Annotated in this window: 22 protein-coding genes; 9 read left to right on the forward strand and 13 right to left on the reverse strand. The window is 64.3% G+C overall.

All coding sequences use genetic code 11. The annotated features are described in order from the left end of the window. The first annotated feature begins 28 nt into the window (after positions 1-28). The 3 genes from recR to rmuC all read left to right on the forward strand — a co-directional run bounded on the left by recR (position 29) and on the right by rmuC (position 2741). Positions 29-625 carry a recombination mediator RecR gene (recR, locus tag FHW92_RS20725; protein WP_168605187.1) on the forward strand — a complete coding sequence of 199 codons (597 nt, stop codon included), beginning with the start codon at positions 29-31 and terminating at the stop codon, positions 623-625. Positions 626-715: 90 nt separating this feature from the next. Then, complete coding sequence (locus tag FHW92_RS20730; RefSeq protein ID WP_168605188.1) at positions 716-1285, forward strand: peptide deformylase; 570 nt, start codon at positions 716-718, stop codon at positions 1283-1285. Between the two features lie 52 nt (positions 1286-1337). Beyond that, positions 1338-2741 carry a DNA recombination protein RmuC gene (gene rmuC, locus FHW92_RS20735; protein WP_168605189.1) on the forward strand — a complete coding sequence of 468 codons (1404 nt, stop codon included), beginning with the start codon at positions 1338-1340 and terminating at the stop codon, positions 2739-2741. Positions 2742-2758: 17 nt separating this feature from the next. Here the strand turns inward: rmuC and FHW92_RS20740 are convergent, their stop codons facing one another. From FHW92_RS20740 to FHW92_RS20770, 7 genes are all read right to left on the reverse strand, one after another. Beyond that, a complete protein-coding gene (locus FHW92_RS20740) occupies positions 2759-3559 on the reverse strand; it encodes an RNA methyltransferase (protein WP_168605190.1) in 801 nt (266 codons plus the stop codon). Between the two features lie 75 nt (positions 3560-3634). Continuing rightward, positions 3635-3913: an HPr family phosphocarrier protein gene (locus FHW92_RS20745; RefSeq protein WP_168605191.1), complete on the reverse strand. Its 279-nt coding sequence runs from the start codon at positions 3911-3913 to the stop codon at positions 3635-3637. 36 nt (positions 3914-3949) lie between these two features. After that, positions 3950-4354: a PTS sugar transporter subunit IIA gene (locus tag FHW92_RS20750; RefSeq protein ID WP_168605192.1), complete on the reverse strand. Its 405-nt coding sequence runs from the start codon at positions 4352-4354 to the stop codon at positions 3950-3952. 91 nt (positions 4355-4445) lie between these two features. Further along, a complete protein-coding gene (rapZ, locus tag FHW92_RS20755) occupies positions 4446-5420 on the reverse strand; it encodes an RNase adapter RapZ (RefSeq protein WP_168605193.1) in 975 nt (324 codons plus the stop codon). Positions 5421-5487: 67 nt separating this feature from the next. Continuing rightward, complete coding sequence (locus tag FHW92_RS20760) at positions 5488-5940, reverse strand: HPr kinase/phosphatase C-terminal domain-containing protein (protein ID WP_168605194.1); 453 nt, start codon at positions 5938-5940, stop codon at positions 5488-5490. Next, positions 5937-7526, reverse strand: coding sequence for an ATP-binding protein (locus FHW92_RS20765; protein WP_168605195.1), 1590 nt, complete (start codon positions 7524-7526; stop codon positions 5937-5939). Before FHW92_RS20765 ends, FHW92_RS20760 begins: the two co-directional genes overlap by 4 nt. Beyond that, positions 7523-8278 (reverse strand): response regulator transcription factor, encoded by a 756-nt coding sequence (locus FHW92_RS20770; protein WP_210428622.1) that lies wholly within the window; start codon positions 8276-8278, stop codon positions 7523-7525. Before FHW92_RS20770 ends, FHW92_RS20765 begins: the two co-directional genes overlap by 4 nt. Before the next feature lie 493 nt (positions 8279-8771). On the opposite strand from FHW92_RS20770, the gene FHW92_RS20775 reads away from it, so the two are divergent. Beyond that, on the forward strand, positions 8772-9134 hold the full coding sequence (locus tag FHW92_RS20775) for a hypothetical protein (RefSeq protein WP_168605197.1): 363 nt from the start codon (positions 8772-8774) through the stop codon (positions 9132-9134). 3 nt (positions 9135-9137) lie between these two features. Further along, positions 9138-9323 (forward strand): hypothetical protein, encoded by a 186-nt coding sequence (locus tag FHW92_RS20780; RefSeq protein ID WP_168605198.1) that lies wholly within the window; start codon positions 9138-9140, stop codon positions 9321-9323. Between the two features lie 53 nt (positions 9324-9376). On the opposite strand, the gene FHW92_RS20785 is transcribed toward FHW92_RS20780, so the two are convergent. Next, positions 9377-10033: an alpha/beta hydrolase gene (locus FHW92_RS20785; RefSeq protein WP_168605199.1), complete on the reverse strand. Its 657-nt coding sequence runs from the start codon at positions 10031-10033 to the stop codon at positions 9377-9379. Positions 10034-10191: 158 nt separating this feature from the next. On the opposite strand from FHW92_RS20785, the gene FHW92_RS20790 reads away from it, so the two are divergent. Genes FHW92_RS20790 through parC form a run of 4 tightly spaced genes read left to right on the forward strand, consistent with a single transcriptional unit; the run spans position 10192 to position 14979 of the window. Continuing rightward, the gene (locus tag FHW92_RS20790) at positions 10192-11220 is read left to right on the forward strand and encodes an aminotransferase class V-fold PLP-dependent enzyme (protein WP_168605200.1); all 1029 of its coding nucleotides are present in this window, start codon (positions 10192-10194) and stop codon (positions 11218-11220) included. Next, entirely contained in the window at positions 11217-12278 is a 1062-nt protein-coding gene (locus FHW92_RS20795; protein ID WP_168605201.1) for a cysteine desulfurase family protein, read from the forward strand. The genes FHW92_RS20790 and FHW92_RS20795 overlap by 4 nt, the downstream gene beginning before the upstream one ends. Before the next feature lie 35 nt (positions 12279-12313). Then, positions 12314-12646 (forward strand): 2Fe-2S iron-sulfur cluster-binding protein, encoded by a 333-nt coding sequence (locus tag FHW92_RS20800; RefSeq protein WP_168605202.1) that lies wholly within the window; start codon positions 12314-12316, stop codon positions 12644-12646. A gap of 41 nt (positions 12647-12687) precedes the next feature. Further along, entirely contained in the window at positions 12688-14979 is a 2292-nt protein-coding gene (gene parC / locus FHW92_RS20805) for a DNA topoisomerase IV subunit A (RefSeq protein ID WP_168605203.1), read from the forward strand. Here the strand turns inward: parC and FHW92_RS20810 are convergent. From FHW92_RS20810 to FHW92_RS20830, 5 genes are all read right to left on the reverse strand, one after another. After that, on the reverse strand, positions 14970-15620 hold the full coding sequence (locus tag FHW92_RS20810; protein WP_168605204.1) for a TIGR02281 family clan AA aspartic protease: 651 nt from the start codon (positions 15618-15620) through the stop codon (positions 14970-14972). The two genes, parC and FHW92_RS20810, sit on opposite strands and share 10 nt — an antisense overlap. A gap of 69 nt (positions 15621-15689) precedes the next feature. Then, the gene (locus FHW92_RS20815) at positions 15690-16460 is read right to left on the reverse strand and encodes a TIGR02281 family clan AA aspartic protease (RefSeq protein ID WP_246870327.1); all 771 of its coding nucleotides are present in this window, start codon (positions 16458-16460) and stop codon (positions 15690-15692) included. A 9-nt stretch (positions 16461-16469) separates the two neighbouring features. Beyond that, on the reverse strand, positions 16470-17636 hold the full coding sequence (locus FHW92_RS20820; protein ID WP_168605304.1) for a CCA tRNA nucleotidyltransferase: 1167 nt from the start codon (positions 17634-17636) through the stop codon (positions 16470-16472). 10 nt (positions 17637-17646) lie between these two features. Continuing rightward, complete coding sequence (locus FHW92_RS20825) at positions 17647-18243, reverse strand: CoA pyrophosphatase (protein WP_168605205.1); 597 nt, start codon at positions 18241-18243, stop codon at positions 17647-17649. Beyond that, positions 18240-18809, reverse strand: coding sequence for a DUF1285 domain-containing protein (locus tag FHW92_RS20830; protein ID WP_168605206.1), 570 nt, complete (start codon positions 18807-18809; stop codon positions 18240-18242). The genes FHW92_RS20825 and FHW92_RS20830 overlap by 4 nt, the downstream gene beginning before the upstream one ends. Positions 18810-18855 lie beyond the last annotated feature (46 nt).

Below are 18855 nucleotides of genomic sequence, written 5' to 3' on the forward strand. Positions count from 1 at the left end.
TGCTCTGCGCCGCCCTATCTGGAGGCGCATGGCATCGCAAGAGATCGAGACACTGGCGCAGGTTTTGGCGCGCCTGCCGGGGCTGGGGCCGCGCAGCGCGCGTCGGGCCGTGTTGTGGCTGATTAAGCGGCGCGACACCTCGCTGGGGCAATTGCGCGATGCGCTGGAGGTGTTGCAGGACCGGCTGGTGGAATGCACCACCTGCGGCAATGTGGACACCAGCGATCCTTGTGCGATCTGCGCCGATCCGCGCCGTGATGCGCGCTCGATCTGCGTGGTGGAGGATGTGGCGGATCTGTGGGCGCTGGACCGGGCGCGGCTGTTTACCGGGCGCTATCATGTGCTGGGCGGGCGGCTGTCGGCTTTGGATGGGGTGCGGCCTGAGGACCTGTCGATCGCGCCTTTGATAGAGCGTGTGGGCGCGGGCGGGATTGACGAGGTTGTGCTGGCCATGAATGCCACGCTGGAGGGACAGACCACCGCGCATTATATTGCCGAGAGGCTGGAAGGGATGCCCGTGCGCGTGACGCAACTGGCGCATGGCCTGCCGGTGGGGGGCGAGCTGGACTATCTGGACGAGGGGACTTTGGCGCAGGCGCTCCGGGCCAGGCGGCCCGTTTCTTAAAAACGCGCGCGAGACGCCCGGTTTCCTGACGATTACAGAAATCGGACACGGCGCCTTGCGCGCGGGGCAGGGTGCGATTATCTGCGCCCTATGGCTATCCGACCGATCCTCGAAGCGCCCGATGCGCGCCTGAAGCAGATTTCTGCCCCTGTCACCGTGTTTGACGATGAGCTCAAGGTGCTCGTCGCCGATATGTACGAGACGATGTATGATGCGCCGGGCATTGGCTTGGCCGCCATTCAGGTGGGCGTGCCGCTGCGTGTGGTGGTGGTCGATCTTCAGCCCGAAGATCCCGATGCCGAGCCCGAAGTCTGCACCTCGCATGGCGGGCATGAGCATACGCATCAGCCGGTGAAGCGCGAGCCGCGCACCTTCATCAACCCGGAAATCCTTGATCCTTCGGAAGAACATTCGGTCTATCAGGAGGGCTGCCTGTCGGTCCCCGATATCTATGCCGAGGTTGAGCGCCCCGCCACCTGCCGCCTGCGTTGGCAGGATGTCGACGGCAATGTGCATGAGGAAGCGATGGAGGGCCTGATGGCCACCTGTATCCAGCATGAGATTGACCACCTCGAAGGCATCCTGTTTATCGACCACCTTTCGCGGCTGAAGCGCAGCATGGCGCTCAAGAAGCTGGAAAAGGCGCGCAAGCTGGCTTGATTCGGGGGCGATTGCCCTCTAGGTTCACGGTTCGTTCTGACTGGAGTGAGCCGTGGATTCTGCCTTGTTTGTGATTGTTGCTTTGGTGGTCGGGCTGGGGCTGGGCTGGTTTCTCGGCCTGCGCCCTGTGGCCGAATCGCAGGCAAGGCTGGCCGAGCGCGAAAAGGCTTTTGCCGAATTGGACGAGCGTTTCCGCCGCGCGATCACCGATCTGGCTGCTGCGGGCGAGCGTGCGACGCGGGCCGACGGGCTGGCGCAGGCGCTGGAGGATGCGCGCGCCGATATGCTGCGTGCCCAGCGCGACTTGGCGACCCTGCGCGCGCAAGCCGAGCATTTCGAAGAGCAAAAGCGCCTGCTGCTCGAATCGCAGGATCAACTGCGCCGCGAGTTTGAAGTGGCCGGCGCCCGCGTGCTGGAACGGGCGCAGGAGGCATTTCTGTCCCGCGCCGAGGCCCGCTTTACCCAGAGCGAGGAAAAGCAGGCCGAGCGGATCAATTCCGTGTTGGCCCCGGTGGGGGCGCGGCTGAAGGCCTATGAGGATCAGGTGAGCGCGCTGGAAAAGGGGCGGGTCGATGCCTTTGGGCAGCTCACTGGCCTGATCCAGTCGATCCGCGATGGGCAGGAAAAGGTGCGCGAGGAAGCGGCGCGTCTGGGCAATGCGTTAACCAATGCGCCCAAGGCGCGCGGGCGCTGGGGCGAACAGGCACTGCGCAATGTGCTGGAGCAATGCGGCCTTTCCGAACATACCGATTTCGTGACCGAACATTCGATCGACACCGAGGAAGGGCGGCTGCGCCCCGATGCGATCGTTTCGATTCCGGGCCAGAAGAAACTGGTGATCGACGCCAAGGTCTCGCTCAACGCTTATCAGGAGGCGTTCGAGGCTAGCGATGAGGGCGCGCGCGATATCGCGCTGGCCCGCCATGTAGCCAGTATGCGCGGCCATGTGCAGACTCTGGCCACCAAGTCCTATCAGAGCCAGTTTGCCGAAACGCCCGATTATGTGGTGATGTTTGTGCCGGGCGAGCATTTCGTCGCGGCGGCGATGGAAAAGGACCCGGAACTTTGGGATTTTGCATTCCGTAATAGAGTCTTGCTGGCCACACCTACCAATCTGGTGGCGATTGCGCGCACGGTGGCGATGGTGTGGAAACAGGACATGCTGGCGCAGGAGGCCCGCGAGATCGGGCGTCTGGGCGGCGAGTTGTACGATCGTCTGGCCGTGGCGGGCGATCATCTCAAGCGCGTGGGCGGTGGCCTCACCAGCGCGGTGGACAATTACAACAAGTTCGTCGGCAGCTTTGAGCGCAATGTCATGGCCAGTGGACGGCGCCTGCGCGACAAGGGCATCGAGATCGGCAAGCGCGAGATCGAGGATGTCGCGCTGGTCGAGAGCCAGCCGCGCCATGGCGATGTGACTGAGCCTTCGGCGCTGCCATGGCCTGATGGGGAGTAAGCAGGGGGAGGGGGGGATTACCCCTCCAGCGTGGCCAGCACCTCATAGGCCAGCACGGCGGCGGCCACCGCGGCATTGAGCGAATCGGCTCGCCCCTTCATCGGCATGGTCACGCGCAGGTCGCAGGCGAGCTCATATTCCTCGGGCAGTCCGCGCGATTCGTTGCCCACCATGATGAAGCAGGGCGCGGCATAGGGGGCACCGCGATAAGGCACCGCCTCACGCAGTGAGGCCGCCACCAACTGCCCATCTCCGCCGCGCAGCCAGGGCAGGAATTCCTCCCACCGCGCCACGGCCAGCTTCTGCGTAAAGATCGCGCCCATGCTGGCGCGCACAGCCTCGACGCTGAAGGGATCGACGCAATCGTCGAGCAAGATCAGCCCGCCCGCGCCCACCGCATCGGCCGTGCGCAGCATCGTGCCCAGATTGCCCGGATCGCGCATCGCCTGCGCCACCAGCCAGATCGGCGCGGCATGGCGATCCACACCCGCCAGCGATGTGTCAAATTCGCGAAATACGCCGCAAACGGCCTGCGGATTATCCTTGCCGGTAATCTTGGCCAGAATATCTTCGCTGGTCTCGATCACCTCGCCGCCCGCGTCCAGTACGGCCTGTTCCAGCGTATCGAGCAGGGGATGCGCCTCACGCCCCTCGGCCATGACCAGCGTCTCGGGCAAACGCCCGCTTTCGCGCGCATCGGTCAGCAGCCGCAATCCTTCGGCCAGAAAGCAACCCTCGCGGCGGCGCAGCTTCTTTTCCCGCAGCGAGCGCAGGAATTTGACCGTGGGGTTGGAAAAGCCGGTGATGGTGCGGCGCATGTCAGAGGCAAGCCTTATGGCAAAACAGGGAAACTGCGCCGCCTATAGCCACGCCATGCGCCCCTGTCGAACCCTTCAATCCTCGCCGAAACCGTCCTTGACCAAACCGGAGAGCCGCGCCAGCGCCTGATCCGCGCCATCGCCCGCCACGACAATATCCACACTGTCGCCGCGCGCCGCGCCCAGCATCATCAGGCCCAGAATCGAGCCGCCCGCCGCCTCGGTGCCGTCCTTGAGCACCTTGACGTTGAGGCCGCCCGGCAGCATCGCCACCATATTGACAAATTTCGCGCTCGCGCGGGCATGCAGGCCCTTTGCGTTCACGATCTCAACGGTTTCCCGTGCTTCAGCCATGCTTTCCTCTCACCTGTGTACAGGAATCCCGGTTTATCAGGCTTCCTGGCCCAGAAACTCGGACGCTATGGTTATGTAATTGCGTCCAGCATCACGCGCCGCGCCAACCGCCGCCCGTACCGTCGCGCCCTTTCGCGCACCGGCCAGACGGATCAGCATCGGCAGATTGATTCCGGCGATCACCTCGACCCGGCCTGCCTCCATCAGCGAAATCGCCAGATTGGAGGGCGTACCCCCGAACAGATCGGTCAGGATGATCGCGCCTTCGCCGCTGTCGACGGTCTTGATCGCCTCGGCAATTTCTTTGCGGCGGCGTTCGACATCGTCATTGGGGCCGATACAGACCGTGGCCACCGCTTCCTGACGGCCCACAACATGCTCCATCGCGCGCACGAATTCCTCGGCCAGATGGCCATGCGTCACCAGAACAAGGCCGATCATGCCCGCATCCCAGACATTTGTTGCATCATGACAATAATGGCGCCGGGCATGTGGGGAGCAAGACCTTTCGCAGGCAGACATTTATGGCCACTCATCGCGCGGCGCTTCCTTCAACAAGGTCGGCCGCGCGTGAGCCCAGATTACGGTGAATCATTGTGGGCGAAAATCCGGATGCGCGCAAGGCTGCGCCGATTTGTTCGGCCATGAAAACCGACCGATGGCGCCCTCCTGTGCATCCAAAAGCGATGTGAACATAGGCTTTTCCCTGCGCCTGAAAGCGTGGAAGCAATAGCAGGAGCAGGTCGCGAATACGGGTAAATGCCTCGTCAAAGGCCGGATCTTCGCGGATGAAGTCGCCCACGGGGCCTTCGCGGCCGGTCATCGGGCGCAACACCTTGTCCCAATGGGGATTGTTCAGAAAGCGCATGTCGAAAACAAAGTCGGCCAGCGGGGGCATGCCCTTGGAAAAGCCGAAGCTAGTGATCGTCAAGGTTAACGCGGGGCCCGAATCGGGTGCGAATTGTTCCCGCATCGCCTGTTGCAGCGCGTTGGTGGTAAAGGCGGTGGTGTTGATGACGATGTCTGCCCATCGGCGCAGCGGTTCCATCATGTCGCGCTCGGCCGAAATGCCGGTGGCGACCGGCATGTCCGAGGCGAGGTGATGGCGGCGGCGCGTCTCGTTATAGCGCCGTTCCAGTTCGCCAACGCCGCAGTCGAGGTAGAGCGTCGTCAATTCGATATCGGGGCGCAGGCTCAACCGTTTGACCAGCGCGATCACCGCCTGCGGATCAAAGCCGCGCGTGCGCGAATCAAAGCCGATGGCCAGTGGCCCGCCCATGGGATGACCATCGAGATGCTGGTCCTCCTGATTGGTGTCGAGCAGCCTTTCGAGAAAGCGGATCGGGAAATTGTCGATGGTTTCCCATCCCAGATCCTCCAGCGCCCGCAGCGCCGTGGATTTGCCCGCGCCCAGCACCCCCGTCACCAGCAGGATGCGCTGCTTGTCCGGATCGCCATGCAGGGTGAGGCTGTCCGAAGCGGCAGGGGATGTGTCGGAGGCTGTCATAAATCTTCTCTGCGCCCAGAGCGTTAAAATGTGAAGAGGGCGCGCCTATGCAATTTGGGGCAACACTTCAGATTTCCGTTGGTTCCCAAAGGCCATGGTACTTTAGGGCGAGTTCGGCGCGCAGCACCAGCGCCGAACTGTCGGGCCAGAGCGTGATGCAGGGAATTACCAGCGAGCCCACCGTGATTCTGGGCGCGACCTCGATATGGCGCGGCCCGCCCGCCTCCAGCCGAATCATTAACGCCACCCTTGCGCGCTCGGCCACCGGCATCGTCACCAGCCCGACCCCGCGCACCTCGATCAACCCGCGCGTGTTGGGGTGGGGCAGGGCGTAAAGGGCATCCTGATCCTCGCAGAGCATCACCCCATCATCGCCCACCAGCACTGCGCCCCGGTCAATCAGCCCCAGCGCCAGCGAGGATTTGCCGACCCCGGGCGCCCCCTCGATCAGGATCGCGCGGTCCCCGATGCTGACACAGGTCGCCTGTCTGGCCCAGTGGGGGTTGGTCGGGCTGCTCATTCCTCCTCGACCTCCTGATGATAGGTGGGCAATTCGATCACCAGTCGCGCGCCCCGCTCGCCGGGCAAGGGATCGCGCGCGGTCAGGGTGCCGTCATGGCCCTCGATGATCGTGCGGGCGATGGCCAGGCCAAGGCCTGAATGCGCGCCGAAATCCTCGCCCGCCGGGCGCAGCGAGTGGAAGCGCTCGAACACGCGTTCGCGCGCCTGCGGCGGGATGCCGGGGCCCTCGTCGCGGATTTCGACGACCACATGCTCGTTGGTGCCGGTGATCTCGATGCGGATCGCGCCATGCGGCGGCGAAAAGGACACGGCATTGTCCAGCAGGTTTTCCAGCACCCGTTCCAGCCTTGTCGCCACGCCCGCCACCACGGCCTCATGGTTGCCGATATGGTGCAGCAGCAGCCGGCAATCGCGATTGGCCCCGCGCCGCCCGCGTGCGCCCACCATCGCCTCGGCCAGCACGCGCAGATTGACCGGCTCAAACGTGCTGCGCGCCAGTTCGGCGTCGATCCGGCTCGCCTCGGCAATTTCGCTGATCAGGCGGTCCATGCGCTGAACATCGTGATTGGCAATGTCCATCAATTGGCGGCGCAGATCGAGATCGTCGATTTTATCAAGCGACTCCAAGGCACTGCGCAAGGAAGCTAAGGGGTTTTTGATCTCATGGGCGACATCGGCGGCAAACCGATCCACCCCATCCATGCGCGTGCGCAGCGCCTCGGTCATGTCTGAAAGCGCGCGCGCCAGCAGCCCGATCTCATCCCCGCGATCCGGCAGGCGCGGCACCACCACCGTTCGGTCGCGCCCTAGCCGCACCCGGACCGAGGCGCGCACTAGCAGGCGCAGCGGCTGCACAATCGTGCGGGCCAGAAACAGCGAGAGATAGACCGTGAGCAGCAAAGCAATCGCCACGACAATCGCCAGCGTCTGACGCGCATCGCGCACGCTTTGCGTCACATCGCGGGCGTTCTGCTGGACCAGCAGCACCTGTCCGCGCCGCCCGACCGGCGTGGCGGCGTTGATGATGGGCGTGCGGTCCGGGGCATAATGTTCGCGCACGGCGGTCTGACCCGATCGGCGCGCCTCGATCACCTCGGGCCAGTCATTGGCGTGGGTGGGGGCGGGCGGCTCGACATAGGCGGGGACCTCGGGCGCGCCCAGAATGGCGTCCATGCCCCGGTCGAGCAGGCGCGCCGATTGCATATACCACGGCTGGGTGGCCGGATCGGCCAGATGGAACGATGGCGGGGCCAGCAGGAAGCTGTCGGCCTCCAGCGACCCGTCGGCACGATAGAGGCGCAGGCGCAGCGCATGACGGCGGCCAATCGTGGTCAGCACCTGCGCGCGCGTATCGCCCGATGCCTGCGCCAGCGCCTCGGCGGCGATCTCGGCCTCGCCGCTGGCGCGTTTGAAGCGTTCGCCCAGCACCTCGCGGCGATAGGAATCGATATAGAGCAGGCTGAAAGCGATCAGCGCCAGCACGATCACATTGACCGCCAGAATGCGCGTGGTCAGCGAAACGCCGCGCCATGGACCGCCGCGCGCATGGGCCGGGCGGCGCGGGGGCATTTCCGCCGCGTTCATCCGCCCTCGCTGAAGGAATAGCCTGCGCCATACAGCGTTTCGATGGCCGAAAATGTCGGGTCCACCTGACGGAATTTGCGGCGCAGGCGCTTGATGTGCGAATCGATAGTGCGATCATCGACATAGGTGTCATCATTATAGGCGCAATCCATCAACTGGTTGCGGCTCTTGATGACGCCGGGGCGCTGGGCCAGCGTTTCGAGGATCAGAAATTCGGTCACGGTCAGCGAGACGGGCCGGTCATCCCAGCGCACCTCATGGCGGGCCGGGTCCATGCTCAACCGGCCGCGATGCACCAGATCGGGGGTGGGCGTGTCATCCTGCGCAGGTTCGGCGGCATCGGCGCGGGCCACCTCGACCCGGCGCAGAATCGCGCGGATTCGCGCCACCAACAGCCGCTGGCTGAAGGGCTTGGTGATATAATCATCCGCGCCCATGGCAAGGCCCAGCGCCTCGTCGGGCTCCTCATCCTTGCTGGTCAGGAAAATCACCGGCAGCGCGGATTTTTCGCGCAATCGCTGCAACAGTTCCAGCCCGTCCATACGCGGCATCTTGATATCGAAAATCGCCAGATCGGGCGGATTTTCAAGGCAGGCTTTCAAGGCGCTGGCACCATCGGCATAGACGCGCGTGGTAAAGCCTTCGGCCTGCAAGCCTATGGAAACGCTGGTTAAAATATTGCGGTCATCATCCACCAGCGCGATCGTGTGGCGCGGCGTGGCAGAAGATGCGGCTTTCTCGTTGTTGCTCATCGACATAGCGACCTGCATGGCGCGGCTGAACCAAGGCTGAGCGGTAGCCTGTGGCGGGACCGGGCGCAAGCGTGACAGGTTTACATCAAACGTAGGAAAATAGGAGGAATTGCAATCTGCCATTTGACGTAGTGTGGGGGCTGGTCTATGAATTCTCTCGTCAATTCGTATGTAATTGACAAAGGGGGCCTTCCGGCACGGCGATTATTGCGAGGGGGCATTCTTGAATCGACCGTTTGTTGTTGCGGCCTGTTGGCCCTTCTTGCGGAGTGTTCGGTTTTGACCAAGCTGTTTGATGGAAACGTGGATCGCTCTGGCCTGTCGGGTCGGTGCGTTCTGTCGCGGCCCGTCCGGCGATAATTTCGGTTTCGCGCATACACCACGGAAGATTGGTGAGAGGAGGGGCGCCGGTGGCTATGTCACCGGCGCCTTTTGCTTGGCCCCGTCATAAACCCGTGTCATGCATTCGGTTAACCAATCGGAGGGTGAAACGATGAGCTTGCTTGATTCCCTGCTGGGGCAATTGTCGGGTAACGTCGATGTGGCGGCCATCGCGGCCAAGGTGGGCATTGACCCCGCCACCGCGCAAAACGCGATCACCGCGCTGGGTCAGGCCCATGCGCAGGAAGGCGACACGGTGGAAACCGCCGCCGCGCAGACCGGTATCGCCCCCGATACGCTCAATCAGGTGGTGGGCGCGCTGGGCGGCGTTGAAGGACTGGGGCAGGTCTCGCAGATCCTGCAGAACAACCCGCAGATCCTCTCGTCCATCAACAGCTTCCTTGACCGCGATGGCGATGGCAGCGCGCTCCACGATGTGCTGGGGATGGCCAAGGGCCTGTTCGGGCGGTCCTGAACGATGTTGAGTACGGCGCTTTCGATGGCTGTGCTGGCCGTGATCCTGCTGGTGATCGGCTCGGGCGCCCTATGGCGGCGCGGGGTGCGCAAACAGGCGATTCTGATGATCGTGCTGGCGGTGATTCTGGGCGCCAATGTTGCGATCTGGAGCCTGCCGCCTCCCGCCGCGCTTTCAGGAAAACCATGACGGGAGCCTGACGCCCGATCAGCGGATCGGGCGTTTTAGGCAGCCAAATCCGATCAGCGGATCGGGCAATCCGGCGAAAGCCGCATGTCGAGGTAATTGTCGACCGCGCGCATCATCTCGTCGAGTTCGTTCTCATAGAAATGGTTGGCGCGGGGCACTTCGTCGTGGTGGATCGTGATGTGCTTTTGCGTGCGCAGCTTATCCACCAGCTTCTGCACCGAATTGGGCGTGACAACCGTGTCGGCCGCGCCCTGCACAATGATGCCGCTGGCCGGGCAAGGGGCCAGAAAGCTGAAATCATACATGTTGGCGGGCGGCGACACGCTGATGAAGCCCCGGATTTCCGGGCGGCGCATCAAGAGCTGCATCGCGATCAGCGCGCCAAAGCTGTAACCGGCCACCCAGGTCGTGCTGGATTCCGGGTGGATCGACTGCACCCAGTCGAGCGCGGCAGCCGCATCCGACAATTCGCCGATGCCATTGTCAAAGCTGCCCTGCGAACGGCCAACCCCGCGGAAATTGAAGCGCAGCGTGGCGAACCCGCGCGCGACAAAGGTTTTATACATAGCCTGCGTCACGCGGTCATTCATCGTGCCGCCGGCCTGCGGGTGCGGGTGGAGGATCATCGCCACGGGCGCGCGCGGGCGCGAGCCGGGCTGAAAGCGGCCTTCGAGGCGGCCTTCGGGGCCGGGAAAGATCACTGCGGGCATGTATCAAATCCCTGATCGTGTGGACAGAACCGGCGGCAAATACGCAAATCTAGCGCAAAATCTGCGGCAGGGACTGTGATTGGAAGCGATGCGCTATATAGAAAGCCATCAAGCGAAAGCAATGTTTTCAGACAACGCGCGGTAAAAGAGCTTCGATAATGCCCAAGTCCACGATCTATCTCGACCATGCCGCCACCACGCCGATCCTGCCTCAGGTGCGCGATGCGATCGGCGAAGGCCTGCGCGAATGGGCCAATCCGTCGAGCCAGCACGGATCGGGCCGCACCGCGCGGTCGCAACTGGAGGCGGCGCGCGAAAGGGTGAAACAGGCGCTGAACTGGCCGGGCGAGGTGATCTTTACCGGCGGAGCGACCGAGGCGCTGGCTATCGGCTATACCCGCGCTCAGGCGCTGCGCCGCGCGGCCAGCAGCGTCGAGCATCCCGCCGTCTCCCGGCTTGTCGAGCGCGATACAGTGATCCCGGTGGATCGCCTTGGCCGGGTTGATCCGGGCGCGCTGCCCTCAGTCGATCTGATCGCGGTGCAGCAGGTGAACAATGAAACCGGCGTGATCCAGCCTGCCCTTGGCGAGGCGATCCGGGCGAAGGGCGCGGTGTGGCTGGCCGATTGCGCGCAAGGGGCGGGGAAATTGTCGCTGCCCGATGCCGATATGATCGCGATTGCCGGGCATAAGGTCGGGGCGCCTCCGGGCGTCGGCGCGCTGCTGGTGCGCAACTTTGGCCTGATCCAGCCCAGCGGGGGGCAGGAGCGCGGCTATCGTGCGGGGACGGAAAACCTGCCCTATATCATGGGCTTGGCGACGGCTCTTGAAGCGGATCGTTCATGGCTGCTGTCGGCGGCGGTGCTGCGCGGATGGTTTGAGGATGAGATCCGCGCTATGGGCGGCGAGGTGATCGGCGAGGGGGCCGAGCGCATCGCCACGATCGGCGCCTATCGCCTGCCCGGCGTGAACGCGACCACGGTGCTGATCCGCGCCGATATGGCGGGCATCGCCATTTCCGCCGGTTCGGCCTGTTCCAGCGGCAGCCTCAAGCCCAGCCCGGTCATTCTGGCCATGGGGCGCAGCGAGGAGGAGGCGCGGGAAGTGTTCCGCGTTTCCATCGGGCGCGAGACGACGCGCGATGATCTGGCCGCGCTGCTCAAGGTTTTGTGCGGGCTTCGCCGGTGATCTACCTCGATTATCAGGCCACGACGCCGCTGGCCCCCGAGGCGCGTGAGGCGATGCTCTACTGGCTGGGGGCCGGTTTCGCCAATCCGCACAGCCCGCATCGCCCCGGCCGCGCGGCGGCGGCGGCGGTTGCGGTGGCGCGCGAGTCTGTCGCGGGCATCCTGCCCCCGGGTGGGCGCGTGACCTTTACCGGCGGGGCGACCGAGGCGATCAATCTGGCCATTCAGGGCCTGCGCCCTCGCCGCATCGCGGTTTCGGCCATCGAACATGCCGCCGTGCTGGATACGGCAAGGGCCTGCGGGGCGGTGGTCGATGTGCTGCCGGTGTCGGCCGAGGGGCTGGTGGCGGCGGATGCGGAGGTCGCGCCCGGGACCGATCTGGTGGCCGTGATGCAGGTGAACAATGAGATCGGCACGGTGCAGCCCGTGGCCGCTTTGGCGGCGCGGGCGCATGAGGCTGGCGCGCTGTTCCTGTGCGATGCGGTGCAGGGGGCGGGCAAGATGGCCGCGCCTGAGGGTGCCGATATGGTCGCCATTTCCGCGCATAAGATCTATGGCCCCAAGGGGATCGGCGCGCTCTGGACCCGCGATGGGGTGTCGTTGAACCCGCTGATCCATGGCGGGGGGCAGGAGGGCGGCATACGTTCCGGCACGCTCAGCCCCGCGCTTTGCGCTGGATTTGGTGTGGCGGCTGCCCTGTGCAAGGATCTGTGGATAAAGGATGGGGAACATGTGGAGGCGCTGTGGCAAATTGCCCGCGCCATCCTGCCCCATTGGACCTTGAATGGCAGCGAGGCGGCGCGCTGGCATGGCAATCTCAATATCCGGCGCGATGGCCTTGATGTCGCGCGTTTGATGAGCGATTGCCGCGACATTGCCTTTTCCGCAGGGTCAGCCTGCGCCAGCGGTTCCGGGCGGCCCAGCCATGTGCTGACCGCCTTGGGACTTTCGGCGAAACAGGCAAAAAATTCTATCCGCCTCGGTTTCGGGCGCTATACGCAAAGCGGAGAGTTTGCCGAGGCCTTGAAGCGAATCGATGCCGCAGCCGATGCCCAATAGGGCGGCCGCACAAGTCGGATAGGGGTCGAAGAATAGTGATCAAGGTGCAATTCATCACCGCCGGGGGGCAACGTGTGGAAGCGCAGGCCAGTGCAGGTCAGCGTCTGCTCGAAGTGGCGCAGGCCGCAGGCATGCCTCTGGAAGGGACATGCGAGGGCCAGATGGCCTGCTCGACCTGTCATGTGCTGATCTCTCCCGATTGGTTTTCGCGCCTCAAACCGGCCAGCGCCGATGAAGAGGATATGCTCGATCTGGCCGCAGGCGTCGCCGCTACCAGTCGTTTGTCATGCCAGATCACCATCGAACCCGATCTGGATGGCCTGACCGTAAAAATTCCGGGTGAAAGCCGGGATATGCAGCGCGGGTAATACTTGGGATATGCGCGTCGGCCTGTTAGGGAAGGTGCGATATGCCCAGCGACATCACCGAACCCGATCCGTTTGACGCCATCATCGATGCGCCTTTCGACGCCGCTTTGTCCGAGCGGTATCTGGTCTATGCGCTCTCCACTATCACGGCGCGTTCGCTGCCCGATCTGCGCGATGGACTGAAGCCGGTCCATCGCCGCCTGCTCTGGGCCATGCGCCAGTTGAAGCTGGACCCGGCGCAGGCGTTCAAGAAATCGGCCCGCGTGGTGGGCGATGTCATCGGTAAATACCATCCGCATGGCGACGCCAGCGTCTATGACGCGATGGTGCGTCTGGCTCAGGATTTCTCGCTGCGCTATCCGTTGGTCGAGGGGCAGGGCAATTTCGGCAATGTCGACGGCGACAATGCCGCAGCCTATCGCTACACCGAGGCGCGGCTGACCAAGACGGCAATGCAATTGATGGCGGGCCTTGAAGAAGGCACGGTCAATTTTATCCCGACCTATAATGGCGAGGATGAGGAGCCGGAGATCTTCCCCGGCCTGTTCCCCAACCTGTTGGCCAATGGCGCGACGGGCATCGCGGTGGGCATGGCCACCAGCATTCCCAGCCACAATGTCGCGGAAATCCTCGACGTCACGCTGTTGCTGATCGAGAATCCGCAGGCCGAACATGCCGATCTGATGAAGGTGTTCCACGGCCCCGATTTCCCCACAGGCGGCATCGTGGTCGACAGTCCGGCGGCGATTTCCCATGCCTATGCCAATGGCAAGGGCTCGATCCGGGTGCGCGCGCGTTTCTCGACAGGGCGCGACGAGGCGGGCCAATGGGAACCCACCGGCATCGAAAAGCTGGGCAGCGGCCAATGGCAACTGGTCATCTCGGAAATTCCCTACATGGTCCAGAAGGGCAAGCTGATCGAGCAGCTTGCGGGTCTGATCGCGGACAAGAAATTGCCGATCCTTGAGGATGTGCGCGACGAATCGGACACCCAGATCCGCATCGTGCTGGTGCCCAAGAGCCGCAATGTCGATCCCGACCTGCTCAAGGAAAGCGTTTATAAGCTCTCCGAACTGGAAAGCCGGTTCAGCCTGAACCTCAACGTTCTGGATGCGCAGCGCACGCCGGGCGTGCTGGGGCTCAAGCCCTTGCTGCTGCAATGGATCGTCTCGCAGATCGACATCCTGCAACGCCGCGCGCGCCACCGGCTGGACAAGATCGCCAACCGGCTCGAACTGGTCGAAGGCTATATCATCGCCTATCTCAACCTTGACCGGGTGATCGAGATCATCCGCACCGAGGATGAGCCAAAGCCGGTGATGATGGCCGAATTCAACCTGACCGACCGGCAGGCCGAAGCCATCCTCAACATGCGCTTGCGCTCCTTGCGCAAGCTGGAGGAAATGGAGCTGCGCGGCGAGCGTGACGATCTGCTCAAAGAGCAGGACGAGCTGCAGAAGCTGCTGGAAAACCCCGCCCGCCAGCGTACAAGGTTGAAGCGCGACATTACCGCGCTACGCAAGGATTATGCGGAAACCACAGCACTGGGCCGCCGCCGCACCACCATCGAGGAAGCCGCGCCCACCCGCGAATTCAGCATGGACGCGATGATCGAAAAGGCGCCGCTCACGGTGATCCTTTCCGCGCGCGGCTGGATCCGCGCGGCCAGCGGGCATGAGCCGCTGGACAAGGAATACAAGTTCAAGGAAGGCGACGGCCCGGCCTTTGTGCTTCATGCGCAGACCACCGACAAGCTGCTGATCGCCTGCGACAATGGGCGCTTTTACACGCTGGGCTGCGACAAATTGCCCGGCGCGCGCGGTTTTGGCGAGCCGCTGCGCTCCATGGTCGATATTGATGCCGACGCGCATATCGTGGCCATGATCGTCTATCATCCCAAGGCGCAATTGCTGCTGGCGGCCAACACCGGGCGCGGCTTTGCCGCCGAGGCGGATGAATTGCTGGCCGAAACCCGCAAGGGCCGGGCGGTGATGACGGTCAAGGATGGCGTCAAGCTGATGGTGGTGCGCGAAATCCCGCCCGAGCATGATTACGTGGCGGTGATCGGGGAAAACCGCCGCATCGTCATCTTCGGCCTGGTCGAGGTGCCGGTGCTGGCCAAGGGGCAGGGCGTGACGCTGCAGCGTTACCGCGACGGCGGCCTGTCCGACATCATCACACTGAAGTTTGAGGACGGGCTAAGCTGGACGATGGGCGGCGAGACGGGCCGGACGCGGGTGGAAAAGGACCTGCGTCAATGGCGCGTGGCGCGCGGCGCGGCGGGTAGTTTCGCGCCGCAAGGCTTCCCCCGCGACAACAAGTTTCAGAGCTGATCGGAACTCTTGGGGGTAAGGATCATCACCTTGCCCTCAACCCGCCATCCTTCGAGGGATGAGAGGAAATTCATCCCCAGCACATTGGTCGTGCCGATGGCTGGGGCGATGATGGTGGTCATGTCGGCGGCGTGGATCGAACCGACGTCAAGACTGTCGATCTGCGCCATTCTGGCGGGCGTATCGCCATTGGCGGTGTGCAGGTTGACCTGACCCGAATGCGCGCCCGGCTCGACCATCGCCTCGCGCGCCACTTCGGAGGACAGGGTGGTATAGGTCGCGCCGGTGTCGATCAGGAAGCGCTGCGGCGTGCCGTTGACGGCGGCGTCCACCCAGTAGTGCCCATCCTCGCTCAGCGGCACGCGGGTTTCGCCCCCGCGCAGGACCGGCGCCGAAGCCTGCGCCGCCATGGCTACCCCCGCCACCAGCGGCACGCCGATAAACGCCCCGCCCAGTTGCACCAGCGTAATGCCAAAGGCCACCGTCAGCCCCGCGCTGCCCACCATGCGGATCGTGGCGCCCAGCGCGCCGCTGGCCTCGGCCCGGATGATCCCGCCCACCAGCAACAGCGCCATAAAGCCAAAGGCCGAGGCCAGCACCAGATGGTTGGGCAATTCCAGCAGGAGGTCGAACAGGGGCATCGCGCAAGGCTCTCGAAACAATCGGATGATGCGCCACTATTCCCACCGCCCCCGCGCGCGGCAATTGTGTTAACCAACCTCGTCCGTGCCAGCTTGGGACGGATCGGTTTTTGCCGGATGATGCGGCTCCAGCACCATCACGCGCCCCTCGACCCGCCAGCCCTTGAGCCGGGTCAGGAAATTCATGCCCAGCACATTGGTTTCGCCAAGGCCGGGGGCGACCACCGCCTCGATATTGCGGGCCACGGCATTGCCGATTTTCAATTCATGGATCAGCACGATGCGCCCGGTGGCGTTGCCATTGGCGGTGCGCAATTCGATCTTGGGCCCATCGCGCGCGATATGCAGTCCTGCCTCCTGCGCCGTTTCGGGCGAGATGGTGGTCAGCGTAGCGCCCGTATCGACCAGAAACCGCCGAGGCGTCCCGTCTATCGAGGCCCGCACCCAGAAATGCCCGTCATCGGCCAGAGGCACGCGCGTCACCTTGCCCTCGACCACTTGCGGCTCCTCGCCCTTGGGCAAATGGCGCGTGATCGCATCGGGCAGGGCGGAGGTGATGCCAAAGCGGCGCAGGTCGACCACCCCCATCAGCGCCACGATCAGGGCCACAATCAGCCCCAGATTGCCGAAAAACCGCAGCAACCCGCCCAGCATCGGCAGCCGGTAGCGGATCAGATTGCCGAAGATCAACAGACCCGCGCAAACCAGCGCCCAGCCCAGCACCGGCTGGGTCATCACCAGTTGGACCGCCTGCGCCCATAGGGCCGAACCTGCCTCGATCAACCGATCGAGCGCCGCGCCGGCCTTATCTGCATGAGCGCCTGTTTTGGCGGCGGTCATAATCTCTCCTCAAGGGGCCTCGTTCAACAGGGCCTCGTTCAACAACGCCTCGACGCGGGCGGCATCGGGGAACCCTTCGGCCACCCACCGCCCTTCGACCGAGCGGAGAATATGGGCGATACGCGGCCCGGCAGCAACGCCGCGCGCGACGATATCGCCGCCTTTTAGGGGGAAAACCGGGATGGTCCAGCCGCCCAAAGGCGCAATCGATCCTCCGGTCAGCAGCAGGCGATCCATCGCCCCCTCCATGCCCAGCGCATAGGCCATGGCGCGCGCATCACCTGTATCCTTGCCGCGCGCGGCGGCTTGGGAAAGGCGCTTCTTCTGCGCCCCCGACAGGCGAAAGCGCGAGGCGACCTGTTCGGCCAATCCGCTCTGCGCAGGCAGCAGCGCCGCCAGCCGCCGCACCGCATCGGGCGCCACACCCTGCGCCCGCTCCTGCGCGACCAGATCGGCAAGCGCCTCTACGCAAGCCTCGGGCAAAACCACCGCCAGCACGCCCAGCTCCGCCATCCGCGCCACAGTGGGCGCCGGATCGGGCAGGCCCAGCAGGTTCATCATCTCCATCCCGATCCGCTCGCGCGACAGGCCCTTGAGCGTGGCGGCCAGCGCGGCGCAGGCCTGTTCGGCCTCCGGATCGGGGGTCAGGCCAAAGCGGGCCTGAAAACGGAAATAGCGCAGGATACGCAGGTGGTCCTCACGGATGCGCTGGGCCGCATCGCCGATGAAGCGCACCCGCCGCGCCGCCAGATCCGCCAGCCCTCCGAAATAATCGAACACTTCGCCCGTGGCGGGATCGACATAGAGCGCGTTGATCGTGAAATCGCGGCGCGCCGCATCGTCGCGCCAGTCCTGCGCAAAGGCCACGGTCGCGCGCCGCCCGTCGGTCGACACATCATGGCGCAGTGTGGTGATCTCCACCGGCCCGCCTTCGGTCAGCGCGGTCACGGTGCCATGCTCTATGCCGGTCGGAACTGTGCGGATGCCTGCGGCCTTGCACCGCGCAATCACCTCTTCGGGCAACAGGGGCGTGGCCGCATCCATATCCTTGACCGCCAGGCCCAGCAGCGTATCGCGCACGGCTCCGCCCACCCAGCGCAAGGGGCCGACCGCCGCCACCAGTTCGGCCAGGTCCGGCCGGACCAGCCAGCCTTCGCGTTTCAGAAATTCCGTCATACCGTGCTGTTCAGTCATTTGGCCAGTTCAGGCGTTTGGAAAGATTGGCGAGAATGGCCCCGGTGATGCCCCAGATGCGATGCCCGTTCCATGGAATTTCGACCAGATGGCGGGTCTTGCCCTCCCATTCGATGGCGCGGCGCTGATGGTTGGCCGGGTCCATGACAAAGCCGAAGGGGGCCTCGAACCATTCGGCAACCTCGTCCGGGTTGGGCACCAGCGGCAGATCGGGCGGGATCAGCGCCAGCACCGGCGTCACCGCATAGCCCGATCCGGTCAGGAACACATCGAGCGGGCCGATCACATCGACATGGCGCGGGTCAATGCCCAACTCCTCCTGTGCCTCGCGCACGGCGGCGTCTATGTCGGTTTCGCCCGGATCGAGCCGCCCGCCTGGCAAGGCAACCTGTCCGGCATGGGCGCGCATTGTGCCGGGGCGGTGGATCATCAGCACGCCGGGCGCGGCCCGCTCGGTCACGGCGATCAGCACGGCGGCGGGTTTGAATTCCTCGATGCCCGCCGTGCGCGGGTCGGGAAACAGCGCAGGGACAGGCCCCGCCATCCCGGTGTGATACAGCCGCTCCAGCTTGTACCGCAGATTGCTCATTGAGGCGTAAGGGGGAAACTTATCCCCAAACTATCCACAGACAGTCCACCGTCTGTACCCCCATCCATCCCCGCTTTTTCCAGCGCCATATCCACCAATTGTCCCCAAGTGGAGCGGTTGATCCGGGCCAGACAGCCATGACGCACGGCCAGATAGATCGCGGGCGTTTCCGCATCGCCCCGCGCGATCAGGGGATGGTCCGGGCCGGCCACCACCGTGTCATCGGTGTTGAGCCGAAACACCAGCGCCCCGTCAATCCGCGCCACATCCACCGCGACAAAGGCGGCATCGACCACCGCGATCCTCTGGCGATCCTGCGGCGTCACCAGCCAGTGCTGGCCCGCATCGTCGCGCATCAGAAGCGTGGAGAAGGCGCGCACCATGGCCGGGCGGGTGATCGGCCCGCCCTGATGCCACCATGATCCGTCGGCGCGGATCTCCATCTGGCTGTCGAGTTCCTCGGCCGGATGCCATTGATCGACCGGGGGCAGGCGGCGCTCGGCCACCATGCGGGCGATGTCCTCAAGCGAGAGCGCGGCAAGATCGGGAGGGGGCGTATAGGGCATGGCGGCAATATGGGGCAGGCGGGCGCTGTGCGCCAGTGCTTCGCCT

The sequence above is a fragment of the Novosphingobium sp. SG707 genome (genome assembly GCF_012275515.1).
GTDB lineage: Bacteria > Pseudomonadota > Alphaproteobacteria > Sphingomonadales > Sphingomonadaceae > Novosphingobium.